At 72.7% G+C, this 15412-nt stretch carries 15 protein-coding genes; 5 read left to right on the plus strand and 10 right to left on the minus strand.

All coding sequences use genetic code 11. The features are described from left to right. The first annotated feature begins 20 nt into the window (after positions 1 to 20). The gene (locus QQ657_RS05925) at positions 21 to 329 is read left to right on the plus strand and encodes a hypothetical protein (RefSeq protein WP_284741037.1); all 309 of its coding nucleotides are present in this window, start codon (positions 21 to 23) and stop codon (positions 327 to 329) included. A 167-nt stretch (positions 330 to 496) separates the two neighbouring features. Continuing rightward, positions 497 to 1888 (plus strand): class II 3-deoxy-7-phosphoheptulonate synthase, encoded by a 1392-nt coding sequence (locus QQ657_RS05930; RefSeq protein ID WP_284741038.1) that lies wholly within the window; start codon positions 497 to 499, stop codon positions 1886 to 1888. 75 nt (positions 1889 to 1963) lie between these two features. Here the strand turns inward: QQ657_RS05930 and QQ657_RS05935 are convergent, their stop codons facing one another. The 5 genes from QQ657_RS05935 to pknB all read right to left on the minus strand — a co-directional run bounded on the left by QQ657_RS05935 (position 1964) and on the right by pknB (position 8187). Further along, a complete protein-coding gene (locus tag QQ657_RS05935) occupies positions 1964 to 3283 on the minus strand; it encodes a wax ester/triacylglycerol synthase family O-acyltransferase (RefSeq protein ID WP_284741039.1) in 1320 nt (439 codons plus the stop codon). 244 nt (positions 3284 to 3527) lie between these two features. Then, entirely contained in the window at positions 3528 to 4229 is a 702-nt protein-coding gene (locus QQ657_RS05940; RefSeq protein WP_284741040.1) for a hypothetical protein, read from the minus strand. Positions 4230 to 4365: 136 nt separating this feature from the next. Then, positions 4366 to 5892 (minus strand): SPFH domain-containing protein, encoded by a 1527-nt coding sequence (locus tag QQ657_RS05945; protein WP_284741041.1) that lies wholly within the window; start codon positions 5890 to 5892, stop codon positions 4366 to 4368. Between the two features lie 58 nt (positions 5893 to 5950). Next, entirely contained in the window at positions 5951 to 6160 is a 210-nt protein-coding gene (locus QQ657_RS05950) for an NfeD C-terminal domain-containing protein (RefSeq protein WP_284741042.1), read from the minus strand. Then, positions 6157 to 8187: a Stk1 family PASTA domain-containing Ser/Thr kinase gene (gene pknB / locus QQ657_RS05955; protein ID WP_284741043.1), complete on the minus strand. Its 2031-nt coding sequence runs from the start codon at positions 8185 to 8187 to the stop codon at positions 6157 to 6159. Before pknB ends, QQ657_RS05950 begins: the two co-directional genes overlap by 4 nt. A gap of 103 nt (positions 8188 to 8290) precedes the next feature. Between pknB and QQ657_RS05960 the strand changes: the two genes are divergently transcribed. The 3 genes from QQ657_RS05960 to QQ657_RS05970 all read left to right on the plus strand — a co-directional run bounded on the left by QQ657_RS05960 (position 8291) and on the right by QQ657_RS05970 (position 10301). Further along, positions 8291 to 8659, plus strand: coding sequence for an Rv2175c family DNA-binding protein (locus tag QQ657_RS05960; protein ID WP_284741283.1), 369 nt, complete (start codon positions 8291 to 8293; stop codon positions 8657 to 8659). Between the two features lie 460 nt (positions 8660 to 9119). Continuing rightward, positions 9120 to 9419, plus strand: coding sequence for a hypothetical protein (locus QQ657_RS56645; RefSeq protein ID WP_350310641.1), 300 nt, complete (start codon positions 9120 to 9122; stop codon positions 9417 to 9419). Positions 9420 to 9779: 360 nt separating this feature from the next. Further along, on the plus strand, positions 9780 to 10301 hold the full coding sequence (locus QQ657_RS05970; protein WP_284741284.1) for a CGNR zinc finger domain-containing protein: 522 nt from the start codon (positions 9780 to 9782) through the stop codon (positions 10299 to 10301). A 53-nt stretch (positions 10302 to 10354) separates the two neighbouring features. On the opposite strand, the gene QQ657_RS05975 is transcribed toward QQ657_RS05970, so the two are convergent. From QQ657_RS05975 to merB, 5 genes are read right to left on the minus strand one after another with little or no spacing between them, the layout of a single operon-like run. Further along, positions 10355 to 11134: an LLM class F420-dependent oxidoreductase gene (locus tag QQ657_RS05975; RefSeq protein ID WP_284741044.1), complete on the minus strand. Its 780-nt coding sequence runs from the start codon at positions 11132 to 11134 to the stop codon at positions 10355 to 10357. Further along, the gene (locus QQ657_RS05980; RefSeq protein WP_284741045.1) at positions 11131 to 12057 is read right to left on the minus strand and encodes a phytoene/squalene synthase family protein; all 927 of its coding nucleotides are present in this window, start codon (positions 12055 to 12057) and stop codon (positions 11131 to 11133) included. The genes QQ657_RS05975 and QQ657_RS05980 overlap by 4 nt, the downstream gene beginning before the upstream one ends. Further along, the gene (gene crtI, locus QQ657_RS05985) at positions 12054 to 13526 is read right to left on the minus strand and encodes a phytoene desaturase family protein (protein ID WP_284741046.1); all 1473 of its coding nucleotides are present in this window, start codon (positions 13524 to 13526) and stop codon (positions 12054 to 12056) included. The genes QQ657_RS05980 and crtI overlap by 4 nt, the downstream gene beginning before the upstream one ends. 1 nt (position 13527) lies before the next feature. Next, positions 13528 to 14619: a polyprenyl synthetase family protein gene (locus QQ657_RS05990; protein ID WP_284741047.1), complete on the minus strand. Its 1092-nt coding sequence runs from the start codon at positions 14617 to 14619 to the stop codon at positions 13528 to 13530. Between the two features lie 60 nt (positions 14620 to 14679). Beyond that, the gene (merB, locus tag QQ657_RS05995; RefSeq protein WP_284741048.1) at positions 14680 to 15369 is read right to left on the minus strand and encodes an organomercurial lyase; all 690 of its coding nucleotides are present in this window, start codon (positions 15367 to 15369) and stop codon (positions 14680 to 14682) included. Positions 15370 to 15412: the final 43 nt, after the last annotated feature.

The following is a 15412-nucleotide window of genomic DNA, read 5'->3' on the forward strand; positions in this document are numbered from 1 at the left end:
GGGAAATGAGGGAAAGAATCATGAAAAGAATGGTGCTGTTCGCCGTGTCCGCGCTGGCCACGATGCTGCTGACCGCGCCGGCCGCGTCCGCGCGGACCACGGCGTGCATTCCGGAAAGCCTCGTCCTGGTGGGGTTCACCCATTCTCTCTGTCTGTCGGCACCGACGCCGTCGATAACGCCGCCGTTCACCGCGGTCGCCGAACAGAACGGCAGCCAGCACACGTGGTGCCTGTTCACCGGTGAGAAGTACACCGGCGCGTTGCTGCGGGTGCCGGCGTTCTCACGCGTGAACGCGATGGCGACGTTCGCGTCCGGCCGTCCCTGCTGAACCGCCGCCCGCACGGCGGGGCTTCTCCCGCCGTGCGGACTCCGGCCGGCCGGTGAGGCACGAGTTCCCAGCTCGGCGGGCCGTCCGGGGGCCCATGTCGAGGGATCTGCCAGTCGGGTGGCGAACCGGGCGAAGCCGAGCGGGGCGGGAACCCTATCCTGGTGTTCGTGAACTGGACCGTGGACGTCCCCGTCGACACCCTGCCCGAGCTGCCGCCACTGCCGCCCGAGCTGCGGGCGCGGCTCGACAAGGCGCTGGCCCTGCCCGCCGCGCAACAGCCGGAGTGGCCCGACCCGGACGCGACCCGCCGGGTCCGCGGCGTGCTGGAGAGCGTGCCGCCGATCACGGTCCCGGCAGAGATCGACCGCCTCAAGGGCCGGCTGGCGATGGTCGCCCGCGGCGAGGCCTTCCTCCTGCAGGGCGGTGACTGCGCGGAGACGTTCGAGTCGAACACCGAGCCGCACATCCGCGCCAACCTGCGCACGCTGCTGCAGATGGCGGTCGTGCTGACCTACGGCGCGAGCCTGCCGGTGGTCAAGGTCGGGCGCATCGCCGGCCAGTACGCGAAGCCGCGCTCGGCCGCGACGGACGCGCTGGGCCTGCCGGTGTACCGCGGCGACATCATCAACTCGCTGGTCGCGAAGCCCGAGCTGCGCGTGCCCGACCCCGGCCGGATGATCCGCGCCTACGCGAACGCGGGTGCGGCGATGAACCTGGTCCGCGCCCTCACCGGCGCCGGCATGGCCGACCTGCACCAGGTGCACGACTGGAACAAGGACTTCGTCTCGGCGTCGCCGGCCGCGCAGCGCTTCGAGGCGCTGGCCAACGAGATCGACCGCGGCCTGCGGTTCATGTCGGCCTGCGGGGTGACCGACACGTCGCTGCAGTCCACCGAGATCTTCGCCAGCCACGAAGCGCTGCTGCTCGACTACGAGCGTTCGATGCTGCGCCTCGACAACGCCGACGCGGCGAACCCGAAGCTGTACAACCTGTCGTCGCACTTCCTCTGGATCGGCGAGCGGACCCGCCAGCTGGACGGCGCGCACATCGCGTTCGCCGAGCTGCTGGCCAACCCGATCGGGTTGAAGATCGGCCCGACGACCACGCCCGACCAGGCCGTCGAGTACGTCGAGCGGCTCGACCCGCGCTTCGAGCCGGGCCGGCTGACGCTGATCGCGCGGATGGGCAACGGCAACGTCCGCGAGGTGCTGCCGGGCATCGTCGAGCGGGTCGAGGCGTCCGGGCACAAGGTCATCTGGCAGTGCGACCCGATGCACGGCAACACCCACGAGTCGTCCACCGGCTACAAGACCCGCCACTTCGACCGGATCGTCGACGAGGTCCAGGGCTTCTTCGAGGTCCACAACAAGCTGGGCACCTACCCGGGCGGCATCCACGTGGAGCTGACGGGCGAGGACGTCACCGAGTGCCTGGGCGGGGCCCAGGAGATCTCGGACGTCGACCTGTCGGGCCGCTACGAGACCGCTTGCGACCCGCGCCTGAACACGCAGCAGTCGCTGGAGCTGGCGTTCCTGGTCGCGGAGATGCTCCGCGGCTGACCCGGGCCGAAATGCCGTTAAGGCCACCTTACGGGCGTCAGACGCCCGTAAGGTGGCCTTAACGGCATTTCGGGGTCAGGAAGCGGAAGCGTCGAGGAGGCGGTCCGCGGACTTCAGCACCGCGTCCCGCAGGGAGCCCACGTCCGGGACCGCCTCGCCGTTGACCTGCAGTCCGATGTGGACCGAGTCGCGGTACGTCGCCACCGCGATGCCGACCGCGTGGCGCGGGGCCAGCGGGACGAACGGGTAGACCTCCGCCAGCCGCGCGCCGCCGAGGGACAGGCGGGCCGGGGGCACCGGGACCGTCGTGATCACCAGGTCGAACAGCATCGGCGCGGCCAGCCCCGCCGTGCGCGTGCCCAGCCGGTGCAGCAGCGGCGGGACGCGGTCGGCCAGCAGCGGGAGCGCGCCCGCGCCGCGGCTCGGGCCCGCCGCCTTGTTGCGGGTCATCGCCCGGCGGACCACGCGCAGCCGCTCGACCGGGTCGTCCTCGCCGACCGGCAGGTCGCACAGGTACCCCGACAGCTTGTTGCCGCCGAGCTGGCCGGCCGCCCGGCCGCGCACGCTCACCGGGATCAGGGCGCGCAGCGTGCGGCCGTCGGCGCGGTGGCCGCGATTGACCAGCCATTCGCGCAGTGCGCCGGAAAGCACCGCCAGCACGACGTCGTTGGTCGTGCCGCCGTGGGCCTTGCGCACCTGGCGCAGCTCCGTCAGCGGGAGCCGGACGAACCCGAGCCGGCGTTCGGCCGACGTCGGCGCCGACACCGGCGAGAGCGGCGGCCGCGCGGCGCGCACCAGGGAGGAAGCGATCCCGGCCGTCTCGTTCGCCTGGTCCCAGACCGTGCCCAGCGCGTCCTTCACCGTGTCCAAAGTGGACCGCGGTGCCGGGATCGGCCGCGCCGCCGGGATCCGCTCCGGCAGCTCGACGCCGTCGAGCAGGCCGGCCGCGACCGCGTACGCGCCGGCACCGTCGGTGAGCGCGTGGTGCAGCTTCAGCAGCAGCGCGAACTTCCCGCCCGGCAGGCCGGTGACCAGGGTGAGGTGCCACAGCGGCCGGGACGTGTCGAGCGGCTCGGCGATCCACCGCGACGCGTACGCGGTGAGGGGGTCCGGTTCGTACAGAGAACTCAGGGTCACGTGGTGGATGTGGTCCGCCGCAACGAACTCCGGGTCTTCGGTCCAGCTGGCCGACCCCGGCGGGAACAGTTCGGCGCGGGCCCGCTGGCGCAGTTTCGGCAGCCGGGCGGCACGTTCGGCCAGCAGGGCGGTCAGCGCGGCGGGGTCCACCGGGCGGCGGGTGGTGAACGTGACCACCGCCCCCATGTGCATCGGGGAGGTTTCGCTTTCCAGGCAAAGGAAAGCGACGTCGAGGGCGCTGAGCGGAGAGCCTGCCATGGGCGACCTTTCCGGGTTCGCGGGTGCACGGCCACGTGCGTCGGAAGGTGAGGGGAACCGGCGTCTTGCGGGGGTCCGGGTGGCGGAGCCCCCGGCCCGGGGCGGAGCCCCGGTCACAGCACTGCACCAGCCCGACATGACGGCCGGGTGGTCGAAGTGTTTCCACGACGCTAACTACCCACCCCGTTCATCCATTCGAGATACCCCGGGCGCCGGTGCGCGGGGTCACAGATCAGGAAACGCGCTACTCCGCGGGGGTGGACCCGGGTTCTTCCGCCCGCACCACCGAGGTCCCCCATTCGGGGGTGAGCGCCACCTGCTTGCCGACGCGGCGCACCGGCAGGCCGTTCACCTGCCGCTTGCCCAGCCCCGGCCAGATCTCCGCGGCGTCCTTCGCCGCGGCCCGGATCGCGCCGCCGTCGAGCGTCGTGCGCGTCTCGGCGATTTCCCGGTCCGTCCACTGCACGACCAGCTTCAGCGGGCCGGCCGGCGGGAGCGGCCACAGGAAGACTTCGTGCTCGACGGCGAAGCGCGTGCCGCCGACGGACTGCGCCCGCAGCACCGGCTCTTCCGGCTCGGACGCCGACGGCACCGAGATCGTCTCGGAGCTCGCCCGGCTGCCGTCGGCGTAGAGGACGCCGATGAGCAGGCCGTTGTAGTCGGGCTTGCGCCGGTGGTCGATCAGGCCCTCGGCGGGGTCGTCGACCAGGCTGTCCCGGGAGTACACCGTGATGCGCAGCGTGAGCGACCGGGGCCAGACCTCGACGGCCCGCAGCGCCACGATCGTGCGCTCGGACCGGCCCAGCGGCTGCGCCAGCGGCAGGATCGCCGGGACGATGTGCTCGCGCGGGGGATCGGTCCAGTGCCGGCCGTTGAACGCGTAGAGCTCCTGCTCCGGCACGGGGAACAGGGGACGCTCACGGGGGCCGCCGGTGAAGAAGCTCATCGGGCGGCCCGCGACCCGCTGTCCGGCACCATGCGCCCACGGTAGGACAACGGCTCGGGAATTGCCGCCCCCGAACGGGCGTACGGCCCCTGCCTCCCGTGATCCGGGACACAGGGGCCGCACACAGCGTGACGGGTCAGTCGCTCAGCTTGAGTTCCTGGTCACTCGGCTTGAGTTCGCCATTGCGCCGCGCGGACTCGTCGAGCTCCTTGCCGGCCGGCTTGCCCATGGCGTCCATGAGCTGCCGCGCCAGGCCGACACCGGTTCCGCCGAGCGACAGCGCCTTGGCGAACATGTCGGACATGCCGTCGGCGCCGTTGAGCACGACCATGTGGTCGATGTTGCCGAAGGCGCTCGCGCCCGCCTCGACGATCTCCGGCCAGCGCTCGGCCAGCTGCTGCGCGACGACCGCTTCCTGGTTCTCCGCCAGCGCCGCGGCGCGCGCCTTGATGGCGTCCGCCTCGGCCAGGCCCTTCGCCCGGGCCGACTCCGCTTCGGCGAGACCCTTCGCCTTCGCGGCTTCCGCGTCCGCCAGACCACGGGCCTTGGCCGCGGCCGCCTCGGCTTCACCGGTCGCCCGGGTCGCGCCCGCCATCGCCTCGGCACGGGCCTTCGTGGCCTGCGCCTCGGCCTCGGCGGCCGTTTTCACGCGGGTCGCGTCCGCCGCGGCCCGCAGCTCGGTCTCCTTCGCCTCGGCCTGCGCCTTGGCGATCGAAGCGTCACGGGCGGCGTCGGCCGCGGTCCGGGTGTCGTACGCTTTCGCGTCGGCCGGCTTGCGGACCTGCGACTGCAGCCGCTGCTCGGCCAGCGCCGCTTCCAGCTCGGCCGCCCGGGTCTCCTGGACGACGACCTCCTGGCGCGCGGTCGCCTCGGCCAGCGGACCCGACTGGGACATCTTCGCCCGCGCCTGGTCGACCTCGGCTTGGTAACCGGCTTGCTGGATCTGGCTTTCGCGGACCGCGGCCGCCTTCTTCGCCGCGGACATCTGCTCGACCTCGGCGGCCTCCTGGTCGCTGCGCGCCTCGGCGATGCGGGCCGACGCGGCGATCGCGGCGGCGTGCGGCTTGCCGAGGTTGACGATGTAGCCCGACTCGTCGTCGATCTCCTGGATCTGCAACGAGTCCACGATCAGCCCGAGCTTGATCATCTCCGTCGCCGAGGACTGGCGGACCTCCCCGGTCAGCGCGTCCCGGTTGTGGATCATCTCCTCGATGGTCAGCCCGCCCACGATCGAGCGCAGGTGCCCGGAGAACAGCTCGTGGATCGTGTCGTTCATGCCCTTCTGCTGGTCCAGGAACCGGCGGGCGGCGTTGGCGATCGACGCGAAGTCGTCGCCGACCTTGTAGATGACGACGGCCCGCACGGTGACCGGCAGGCCCTGCTTGGTCACGCACGAAACCTGCAGGTTGACGCCCCGGGTGTCCAGCGACAGCCGCCGCGCGGTCTGGAAGCCGGGCAGGACGTTCACCCCGCGGCCGGTGATGATCTTGAAGCCCAGGCTGTCCGCGGTGTCCGCGCGGTCGACCCGGACGCCGAGCCCGGAGATGATCAGCGCTTCGTTCGGTTCCGCGACCTTGTACAGCAGCCGCAGGATCCCGAAGATCACCAGCAGCGCGACGATGACTCCACCGGCGGAAAGCAGCAGGATTTCCACGAGGCTCATGGCACCGACCCCCTCGCTCTTTTCTGTTGTCAGGTGTGTTGGTGCCTCTTCGACGCCGTCAGCGGCCCAGCGGTTGCCACCGCTCGACATAAACCGTGCGCGGGGGTTCGAAGTCGACCACGAGCACCTGGGTGCCGGAGGAGAAGGTCGCGTCCGGGTCGGCCGGGTAGGCGTAGAACGCCTCCGTGCCGCCCCGGACGTTCAGGAGCACCTCGCCGATGAGGCCGGGGCCGATCGTGCCGGTCACGCGGCCTCGGCTGCCGATCATCCCCCGAAGCCCTTCAGCTTGACCTTGCTGCCCTTCTGCACGAACGTGCCCGGCTGCGGGTCTTGCTGGAAGACGAAGTCGAACCCGCCGCCTCCGCCGCGGCCGCCGCCCTTGCCGTCGCGGTCGGCCTTCAGCCCGGCCTGCTCGAGGATCTTCTGGGCGTCGTCGAACGAGCGGAACCGGACGTCCGGCACCTGGACGGCGTTGTTGACGAAGACGCCGATCCGCTTTTCCCGCGCCTGCGCGTTGGCCGGCGGGTCGGTCCGGGTGACGGCGCCGCCCGCGACGTCCTGCTTGAACTCCTCGCCCGCCTGGAACGGCTCGAACCCGGCCTGCTGCAGCAGCTGGAACGCCTCGTCCTTGCTCCGGCCGGTGACGTCCGGGACCGGCGGCAGCGGGATCGGGCCCTTCGACACGATGATCGTGACCTGGCCGCCGATGTTCAGCTGGCTGCCCGCGCCCGGCGTGGTGCGGATGACCGCGCCCTGCGGGACGTCGGCGTCGTAGTCGTCGGCGCCGCGCGTCGGGGTCAGCTGCGCGGTCTTGATCGCCTGCTCGGCGTCGGCCAGCGCGGTGCCCGGCCGGATGTCCGGCACCGCCGGACGGCCCTTGGACAGCACGACGGACACGTTCGAGTTCGGCTGCAGCGGCGTGCCCTCCGCGGGCTCTGCCCGCAGCACGGTGTTCGACGGCACCGAGTTGTCGTACTCCTGGCTGAACTGCGGGTTCAGCTTCACCGACCGCAGCGCGTCACCCGCCGCGGCCTGGTTCAGCCCGACGAGCTTCGGCACGGTCGCGGTCTTGTCGCCGCCGGTGTCGGTCAGCATGAAGATGAAGGCCGTGAGCAAGCCGCCGAAGAGCAGCACCGCGCCGGCGATCACCGCGATCCGCTTCCGGTTGTCCTTCGGCTTCTCCGGCTCCGCCTCGCTCCGGCGCCGCGGCACCGGCGGCCGCACGGGCGGGATCTGCTGGGTGATGCCCGGGGGCGGGGTGCCCGGGTGGCTCAGCGCCCGCGTCGCGTTCGGGCGCTGCACCGGCATCGTCTTCTCGGTGTCCGGCTGCACCTGCGGGATCCGCGGCAGCGTGCGCTCGGTGTCGGCGAGGTCGCCCTGGCCGTGCGAAACCGGGATCGGCACGTTCACCGGCAGCAGGCCCAGCTGCGCACGAACCGCCGTTAGCTCGGTCAGGAACTCCCCGGCGTCGGCGGGACGCAGCTCCGGGTCCCGCCGGGTCGCGCGGGTGATCAGCTCGTCCAGCTCGGGCGGCAGGTCCGGGCGCAGCTCGCTCGGCCGCGGGACGTCGTCGTTCACGTGCCGGTACGCCACCGAGATCGCGGTGTCGCCGGTGTAGGGCACCTGCCCGGTGAGCATTTCGAAGAGCAGGATGCCGGCCGAGTAGACGTCGCCCCGCGCGGACGCGGAGCCGATCTCGACCTGCTCCGGGGACAGGTAGGCGACCGTGCCCAGGATGACGCTCGAGCTCGTCGTGCCCGCGCTCGCCACGGCCCGCACCAGCCCGAAGTCGGCGACCTTCACGACGCCGCCGGTGTGCGGCCCGGACCGGCCGATCAGCACGTTCTCCGGCTTGACGTCCCGGTGCACCAGCCCGGCCCGGTGCGCGGAGGCCAGCGCCGAGAGCACCGGCTCGGCCACGCTCAGCGCCAGCGCGACGTCCAGCGGGCCCTTGTCGGCCAGCAGGTCGCGCAGCGTCCCGCCGTCGACCAGCTCCATCACCAGGAACGCGAGCCCGGACTCGGCGCCCTGGGGCAGGTCGAAGCCCTGGTCGTGCACCGCCACGACGTGCGGGTGGTGCAGTTGCGCCGCCGACTGCGCCTCCCGCACGAACCGGTCCACGAACGACCGGTCGTCGGCGAACCGCGGGTCCATGATCTTGATCGCGACCGGACGGTCCAGCCGGGTGTCGGTCCCCCGGTAGACGGAGGACATCCCCCCGTGCGCGAGCAGCCGGTCCACCCGGTAGCGCTGCTCGAGGAGCGTGCCGACCAGGCTGGGTTGGGTGCGAGTCACGAGTATGGATCGTACGGAACCGCACACGGTTGGTGGAGGAGACCTCGCGGGTCACCCGTGCGCACTAACGGGCGTGAGTGCGGAATGTGGCAGAGTGTCACCTGTGAGTGGGATTCCTGTCGCCGACGACGTCCTCGACACCGCCATCGCGGTCCTCCCGTTGGGAGAGGTCGCGAACGTCCTCGGGACTTCGGCCAACAAGGTGCGCCAGATGCTGCGTGACGGGCAGCTGATCGCCTTCAAACGCGGCGGTGACCTGTGCGTTCCCAGCGCTTTCTTCGTCAAGGACGGGATCGTGAAGGGCCTGGCCGGGACGATCACGGTGCTCGCCGACTCCGGGTTCTCCCGGACGGAGATGCTGCGGTGGTTGTTCGAGACCGACGAGAGCCTGCCGGGCAGCACCCCGGTCAACGCCCTGCGCACCAGCCACGGCACCGAGGTGAAGCGGCGCGCCCAGGCGATGGCGTTCTGACCTGCGCAGATAGCTCGCCGCAGCGACTAGTTGGACGGCTGCGGCGACGCTGAGGCACGCCGGTAGCGACCAGGTCGCGAGAGGGCCGGCGAGGGCCGCTCCCGCGGCGAGTCCGGTGATCTTCACGCTCGCCGCCGTTGTGAACACTTGCGCCCGGACGTGCTCCGGCGCTTCGCGGTGGCGGATCGCGAACAGCGCCGTGAGCTGCGGTCCTTCGCCGAACCCGGCGATCGCGGCCGCCGCGACGAGCCCCGTGACGCCGGGCGCGAGCGCGGCCACGGTGCAGCTCACCGCCAGGACCAGGGTGCTCAGCCAGACGGTCCGGTCCGGGGACCACGGCAGCGGGCGTCGCGCGAAGACCGCGTTGGCCAGCAGGGACGTGGTCGCGAGCACGGTCAGCAGGAGGGCGCCGTCGGCCGGGCCGCGGAGGTGGGCCGCGCCCAGCAGGGGATAACAGACGGTGACCATCCCGATGCCCGTGCAGGAGATCGTCGACGCGCAGGTCGCCCGCCTCAGCGGGGCGTTGCGCACGAGAACCGCGAAGCCGTCCCGGAGGCGGGTCTTGGTCGTGCGCAGCTTCCCCGGGAGGCGCCAGGCGAGGGGGACCGCGGCGGCGACCAGGACGACGGCGGTCGCGAGGCCGAGCGAGCCGCCGAGAAGTCCCGCGAGCCCGGGACCGGCCAGGGCGGCGGCGGTGAACGTCAGCGCGTCGAGCCGGCTGGCCTGCGGGAGCTTCGGCCCGGCGACGGCGGGCAGCTGAGCGGTCCAGCCCCCGGCGACGGCCGGGTTGAGCAGGCCGGTCACGACCGCGCCGGCGACGACGGCTCCGAGCGGCAGGTGCCCGAAGGCGGCGGTGACGGCGGCGATCCCGCCCGCGTACCCGGCGAGGGCGATGGCCAGCAGCCGTCCGGGCGCGGGACTGCGGTCGAGAAGGGCCCCGAAGGCGGGCCCGCCCACGGCGGCGGCCGCGGTCAGGCCGGCGAGCAGCGCGGAACCGGCGTGCGGGCCGTCCTGCAGGCCGAGGAGCAGGAGGGCGGGGCCGGACAGCTCGTCGCCGGTCCGCGCCAACGTCGCCCCGACCAGGTAACGCCTTATCATGAGCAAGACGTTACAGTGGGGTATGGCTTTTCCGCACCGGGATTCCGTGCAGCGCGCGGTCGACCTGCTGGGCGTGTTGCTCTTCGACGCCGATCCTTCCGCGGTCGCCCGTGTCTTGAGTTCGCACGGCGAACCGGAGGTCCGGCTGTCTTCTTCGGACGTGGCCGAGCTTCGGGCGGCGGCGGTCGAGCTGCGCGCGGTGTTCGCGGCACCGGACGTGGCTTCGGCGGCTGCGGTGCTCAACCGGCTCTTCGCTGCGTACGCGAGCCCGCCGCGCCTGACGGACCACGAAGAGGGCTACGGCTGGCACCTGCACGCCGACACGGCGGACGACGGGCCGTGGGGCGCGTGGCTGGTGACGTCGTCGGCGCTGGGGCTGGCTTCGCTGCTGGCGGAGCGTCAGGACGTGCCGGGAGGGCTGTGCGCTTCGGCGTCGTGCGGGAAGCCGTTCGCGCACACGGGCGGGGGAAGTCCGCGCCGCTACTGCTCCCCGCGCTGCGCGACGCGGGAGCGAGTCGCCGCCCACCGGGCGCAAAAGCCATGAGGGGCACCTTCATGGCCATAAAGACCATGAAGGTGCCCCTCATGGAACAAACGTCAGCCGTTGGTCTTGTCGCGCCAGGCGATCCACGACTTGAGGGCTCCCAAGTCGTAGTCCGGGCCGCCCACGCCGACCGTGAACGTCGTGACGCCCAGGCTCAGCAGCTTCGGGCCCAGCTCGTCCGGCTCGCCCTGGACGCCGCACGAGCGCTCGATCTCGGCCGGGTCGCGGCCGACGTCCGCGCAGTGCTGGTCGAGGATCTTCACCTTGCGCTCGACGACCTCCGGGTCGCCGAAGCCGTGCCAGATGTCGCCGTGCTTGGCGACCAGCTTGAGGGTCTTCTTCTCGCCGCCGCCGCCGATGAGGACCGGGATCTTGCGGGTCGGCGCCGGGTTCAGCTTGCCGAGGCGGGACTCGATGCGCGGCAGCGACTCCGCCAGGTCGTCGAGGCGGCCGCCCGCGGTGCCGAACTCGTAGCCGTACTCGTCGTAGTCCTTCTCGAACCAGCCGGAGCCGATGCCGAGGATGAGCCGGCCGCCGGAGATGTGGTCGACCGTGCGGGCCATGTCGGCCAGCAGCTCGGGGTTGCGGTAGCTGTTGCAGGTCACCAGCGCGCCGATCTCCACGCGCGAGGTCGACTCCGCCCACGCGCCGAGCATCGTCCAGCACTCGAAGTGCGCGCCCTCGGGATCGCCGTACAGCGGGTAGAAGTGGTCCCAGTTGAAGACGATGTCGGCGCCGAGGTCCTCGGCGGCCGAGGCGGTGCGCCGGATGGTGTCGTAGTCGGCGTGCTGCGGCTGGAGCTGCAGGCCGATCCGGATGCGTCGTTCGGTCATGACCGCAGCCTACGACCGCCCCGGAACGTCTCGCGCGCCCAGACCGTGGCCAAGGGGGGTAGCGCGACCACCAGCCTGCGTGACTTCGGCACCACCGCGCGCCGCGTGAGGATGTCGTAGTCCAGCGCGACGATCTCGTCCAGGATGCCCTCGTACAGCGTCAACGCCGTCCGCACGCACGCCCGCGATTCGGGCCGCAGCAACGGAACCCCCGCTTCGGCCCGCCGGTACACCGCCCGCGTCCGCGCGGCGAAGTACGCCAGCGCCGCCCGGATCCGGGGGTCGGGCCGCCGCTCCTCCAGCAGCTCGCGCGTGACGTCGAACGCCGCCAGCTCCCGCGTCGGCAGGTACAGCCGGCCACGATCGAGGTCCTCGCCGACGTCGCGCAGGAAGTTCGTCAGCTGGAACGCCTCGCCCAGCGCGATCGCCCCGGGCTCGGCCTCTGCCAAGGCGCCGACCGTGCCGAACACCGGCAGCATCTGCAGCCCGATCACCGCGGCCGAGCCGTACATGTACTCGCCCAGCTCGGCGAACGTCGCGTACTCGACCGGCTTGAGGTCCATCCGCATGGACTTGAGGAACGCGTCGAACAGGCCGCGTTCGATGCCGTAGCGCCGCACCGTGTCGGCCAGCGCCACGAGCACCGGGTCGTCCGGGGTGCCGCCGTCGAAGACGACGTCCACCATCGCCGCGACGCGGTCCAGGGACTCGGCCGGGTCGGTGCCCGGCGCCGGGACGTCGACCAGGTCGTCGGCCATCCGCGCAAACCCGTAGAGCGTGTGCGCGGCCGGCCGGGCCCGCGCCGGCAGCAGCCGGGTGGCCAGGAAGAACGTGCGCCCGTGGTGGGCGTTGATGCGGCGGCACTCGGTGTAGGCGGCGCGCAGCGCGGGTTCGGTGATGCCCGCGGCGTCGAGTTCGTTCACCGGCCGGTGATCCTTTCCGCTGCCAGTCGTCCGGAGATGAGCACGGGCGGGATGCCGACGCCCGGCGTCGTGCCGCAGCCGGCGAGCACCACGTTGCCCGCCGCGCGCACCAGGTTCGCCGGCCGGAACGGGCCGGTCTGCGTGAACGTGTGCGCCAGCGAGAACGGCGTCCCGGCCGCGAGCCCGCGTGCCGCCCAGTCCGCCGGGGTGATCGTCTCGTCGACGGTGAACCCGTCGCCGAAACCGGTCAGTCCGCGCGCTTCGAGCGTGCGAAGGAGCTCTTCGCGGTACGGCTCGCGTACGCGGTCCCAGTCGATCGGTCCGCGCCGCAGGTTCGGCGCCGGCGCGAGCACCGAGACGATCTCGCCGCCGCGCCCGGCCAGCCCCGGGTCGGTCGCCGTCGGGCGGGTGACCAGCAGCGACGGGTCGCTCATGAGCTTCCCTTCGCGGATGATCTCGGCGAACGTCCGCTCCCACGCGTCGCCGAAGTAGATCGTGTGGTGCCCGAGGTCCCACGCCCGCGTCGTCCGGCCGTGCAGGACGACGGCCGAGGGTGAGTACCGCAGCGGCACCGGCCGCCGGGGCCGGGCGCCGATGAGCCGGTAGGCCGCGCTCAGCTCGGTGGCGAGGACGACGGCGTCGCAGGCGATCCGCTCGCCCGAGCGCGTCCGGACCGCGCGCACCCGGGAGGACACCCGCTCGAGCCACGCGGCTTCGGTGCCGAACCGCACGTCCGCGCCGGCTCGCGTCGCCGCGGCCGTCATCGCCCGGCCGATCTCGCCCATCCCGCCTTCGGGGTAGTAGACGCCGCCGACGGTGTCCATGTAGGCGATGACGCCGTACGCGCCGATCGCGCTCGCCGGGTCGAGGCCGGCGTAGAGCGCCTGGAAGGTGAACAGCCGCCGGACCCGCTCGTCGAGCAGGTAGCGCCCGACCCGCGGGCCGAGCCTGCCGAACCCGCCCAGCGCCGCGAGCTTCGCCAGCTCGGGGCGGGCCAGGTCGAACGGCGAGTCGAAGTTCGTGGCCAGGAACCGGTCCTTCTGCACGGCGTACAGCTCGGTCAGCCAGCGCCGCAGCGCCCGGTAACCCGCCGCTTCGCGCGCGCCGGCGAAGGCGCGGATCTCGGCCTCCATCGCATCGCCGTCGGTGCGCAGCGCCAGGGTGCTGCCGTCGGCGAACCGGGCCCGGTACGCCGGATCCAGCCTGGTCAGGCGCAGGTTCTTGGCCAGGGGTTCACCGACCGCGGCGAACGCCTCTTCGAGGAGTTCGGGCATGGTCAGCACGCTCGCGCCGGTGTCCACGGCGTTGCCGTCGAAGGTCTCCTGCCCGGCACGCCCGCCCGGGACGTCGGCCTGCTCCAGCAGCGTTACGCGGCGCCCCGCCCCGAGCAGGTGCAGGGTCGCCGAAAGCCCGGCCAGCCCGGCCCCGATCACCACGACGTGATCGGCGGGCCCTTCGATCCGCCGCACGTCAGTACGTCCGCTGGGTGGCCTTGACGACCAGCCCGGTCAGCGCCTCCGGCGCGGGCTCGGCCAGGTGCGCGCGCTCGAGGGCGGCCATCGCCGCGGTGGTCAGCTCGTCGATCCGCCGCTCGACCGCGTCGACCGCGCCGACCTGCCGCAACGCCATCCGGACGGTCTCGACGCCCTCGTCGGACAGGTCCGCGTCGCCGATCGCGTCCGCGATCACGGTGGCCGCGGCCGTCTCGCCCTTCTCGGCGGCGAGCTGCAGGCCGAGCGCGACGAGCAGGGTGCGCTTGCCCTCGCGCAGGTCGTCGCCGGCGGGCTTGCCGGTGACCGACGGGTCGCCGAACACGCCCAGCAGGTCGTCGCGCAGCTGGAACGCGACGCCGACCTCGCCGCCGAACTCCAGCAGCGTGGCGATCAGCTCGGGGGAGGCCCCGCCGAGCGCGGCGCCGAGGTGCAGCGGCCGCTGCACGGTGTAGGCGGCGGTCTTGAGCCGGTCGATCTTCAGCGCGGCCTCGACGGAGGCGTCGCCGGTGGCCTGCGTGCGGACGTCGAGGTACTGCCCGGCGAGCACCTCGGTGCGCATCGCGCGCCACGCCGGGCGGGCCGCGGCGAGGGTCCGCGCGGGCAGCGGCGCGTCGGCGAACATGTCGTCCGCCCAGGCCAGGGCCAGGTCGCCGACGAGCACCGCGGTCGCCAGGCCGAACGTCGCGGGGGAGCCGAGCCAGCCCTGGTCGGCGTGCAGCTTCGCGCCCGCGATGTGCACGGTCGGGAAGCCTCGGCGGGAGTCGGAGGAGTCGATGAGGTCGTCGTGGATCAGCGCGCACGCCTGGATCAGCTCGAGACTGGACACCGCCTGCAGCACGCCCTCGGCGTCCGGGCCCGCCGGGTCGCCGCCCGCGCCGCGCCAGCCCCACCAGGCGAACGTCGGGCGCAAGCGTTTGCCCCCGGTCAGCACGAACCCGCTCAGCGCGTCGATCCCGGCCTTCACGGTCGGCTCGGTCGCCACGATTTCGTCGCTCGCCCGGCCGAGGAACCCGGCCAGCGCGCGCTCGACGTTGGCGGGCAGATCGGTGTCGGAAACGGGCGCGTTCATGCCGCCATCCTCGCGGAACCGGCGGGGGCGCGGGCCGCCGGGGCACCCGGATGTGGCGAATCAGACTCCGGCCGTCGCCGCCCAGAACGGCCCGGTCAGGCCCGTTTCGGCGAAGTATTCGACGGCGCTGTCCGGTTCGCGCCGCCGGTAGCCGCGCTCGAGCCGGCCCTCGTACCAGCCCCGGGCGAGCCGCCAGAGCGTGACGAGGTCCATGACGTACCCCTTGGCCTGCCCGGTCGCCGCCAGCCAGGCGTCCACACAGGACTCGCAGCAGAACAGCCGCTGGTGGCCGCAGGTGTGCAGCACGTCGTCCCACATCCGCGCGGCCGGCACGAGGAAGTGCGCCACCTGTGTGCCCTCGGGCGGTGCGGACCGGGTGACGACCAGGGCGTGCGGCTGCCCGCAGCCGGGACAGCGGGTCGCGACGAGCACCTCCGGCTCGCCGGCCACCAGGTGGGGGATGGCGAAGGAGTCCCACGCGCAGCCGCCCCACCACAGCGTGCGCGAGCCCATCACCGAGAAGCCGAGCGACTTCGCCGCGAACGGGTGGGCCAGCACGACGTGCTCGCACTCGTCGAGCACCAGGTGGTGGGCCTCGGCGAGGCGGTGCAGCGCCTGCTTGGCGACGGCCAGCGACCCGCCCGCCGCGTCGGCCAGCTCCGGCGCGGACGGCGCGCGGCCGCGATCGGCGAAAGCGTGGTAGACGGCGAGGCGCACGTCCTCGTCCCGGTTCGTGTCGTCGTCGCGCATGGCTCACTCCCGTGACCAGTTTAGTACCGGAGACCTTTAACAT

Origin of the sequence: Amycolatopsis ponsaeliensis (genome assembly GCF_030182635.1) — a bacterium.
Lineage (GTDB): Bacteria > Actinomycetota > Actinomycetes > Mycobacteriales > Pseudonocardiaceae > Amycolatopsis > Amycolatopsis ponsaeliensis.

Bases quoted from the DNA above. Each gene is read 5' to 3' on its own strand.
- QQ657_RS05970 (WP_284741284.1), top strand. From the start codon at position 9,780: ATGGCTTTTCCGCACCGGGATTCCGTGCAGCGCGCGGTCGACCTGCTG.
- QQ657_RS05925 (WP_284741037.1), top strand. From the start codon at position 21: ATGAAAAGAATGGTGCTGTTCGCCGTGTCCGCGCTGGCCACGATGCTG.
- merB (WP_284741048.1), bottom strand. From the start codon at position 15,369: ATGCGCGACGACGACACGAACCGGGACGAGGACGTGCGCCTCGCCGTC.
- QQ657_RS05945 (WP_284741041.1), bottom strand. From the start codon at position 5,892: ATGAGCCTCGTGGAAATCCTGCTGCTTTCCGCCGGTGGAGTCATCGTC.
- QQ657_RS05935 (WP_284741039.1), bottom strand. From the start codon at position 3,283: ATGGCAGGCTCTCCGCTCAGCGCCCTCGACGTCGCTTTCCTTTGCCTG.
- QQ657_RS05940 (WP_284741040.1), bottom strand. From the start codon at position 4,229: ATGAGCTTCTTCACCGGCGGCCCCCGTGAGCGTCCCCTGTTCCCCGTG.
- QQ657_RS05990 (WP_284741047.1), bottom strand. From the start codon at position 14,619: ATGAACGCGCCCGTTTCCGACACCGATCTGCCCGCCAACGTCGAGCGC.
- QQ657_RS05950 (WP_284741042.1), bottom strand. From the start codon at position 6,160: ATGATCGGCAGCCGAGGCCGCGTGACCGGCACGATCGGCCCCGGCCTC.
- QQ657_RS05975 (WP_284741044.1), bottom strand. From the start codon at position 11,134: ATGACCGAACGACGCATCCGGATCGGCCTGCAGCTCCAGCCGCAGCAC.